The 1,210-nt window shown below is 55.5% G+C and carries 1 rRNA gene; it reads right to left on the minus strand.

From position 1 onward, the window contains the following. Positions 1-47 precede the first annotated feature (47 nt). Positions 48-1,210, minus strand: a 23S ribosomal RNA gene (locus ABZX96_RS38025); the annotation flags it as partial.

Below are 1,210 nucleotides of genomic sequence, written 5' to 3' on the forward strand. Positions count from 1 at the left end.
AATAGCGGGTCGTAACTTCAGAACCAACACAGTGAACGCGAGCAACTGAGGACAAGCCCTCGGCCTATTAGTACCAGTCAACTCCACCCGTTACCAGGCTTCCATATCTGGCCTATCAACCCAGTCGTCTACTGGGAGCCTTACCCCATCAAGTGGGAGGGAGCCCTCATCTCGAAGCAGGCTTCCCGCTTAGATGCTTTCAGCGGTTATCCTTTCCGAACGTAGCCAACCAGCCATGCCCTTGGCAGAACAACTGGCACACCAGAGGTTCGTCCGTCCCGGTCCTCTCGTACTAGGGACAGCCCTTCTCAAGACTCCTACGCGCACAGCGGATAGAGACCGAACTGTCTCACGACGTTCTAAACCCAGCTCGCGTACCGCTTTAATGGGCGAACAGCCCAACCCTTGGGACCGACTCCAGCCCCAGGATGCGACGAGCCGACATCGAGGTGCCAAACCATCCCGTCGATATGGACTCTTGGGGAAGATCAGCCTGTTATCCCCGGGGTACCTTTTATCCGTTGAGCGACGGCGCTTCCACAAGCCACCGCCGGATCACTAGTCCCTACTTTCGTACCTGCTCGACCCGTCAGTCTCACAGTCAAGCTCCCTTGTGCACTTACACTCAACACCTGATTGCCAACCAGGCTGAGGGAACCTTTGGGCGCCTCCGTTACCCTTTAGGAGGCAACCGCCCCAGTTAAACTACCCACCAGACACTGTCCCTGATCCGGATCACGGACCCAGGTTAGACATCCAGCACGACCAGAGTGGTATTTCAACAACGACTCCCCTCGAACTGGCGTCCAAGGTTCACAGTCTCCCACCTATCCTACACAAGCCGAACCGAACACCAATATCAAGCTATAGTAAAGGTCCCGGGGTCTTTTCGTCCTGCTGCGCGAAACGAGCATCTTTACTCGTAGTGCAATTTCACCGGGCCTATGGTTGAGACAGCCGAGAAGTCGTTACGCCATTCGTGCAGGTCGGAACTTACCCGACAAGGAATTTCGCTACCTTAGGATGGTTATAGTTACCACCGCCGTTTACTGGCGCTTAAGTTCTCAGCTTCGCCCTGTCGAAACAGAGCTAACCGGTCCCCTTAACGTTCCAGCACCGGGCAGGCGTCAGTCCGTATACATCGCCTTACGGCTTCGCACGGACCTGTGTTTTTAGTAAACAGTCGCTTCTCGCTGGTCTCTGCGGCCAC

The organism is Streptomyces sp. NPDC003077 (genome assembly GCF_040611095.1).
Taxonomy (GTDB): Bacteria; Actinomycetota; Actinomycetes; order Streptomycetales; family Streptomycetaceae; genus Streptomyces.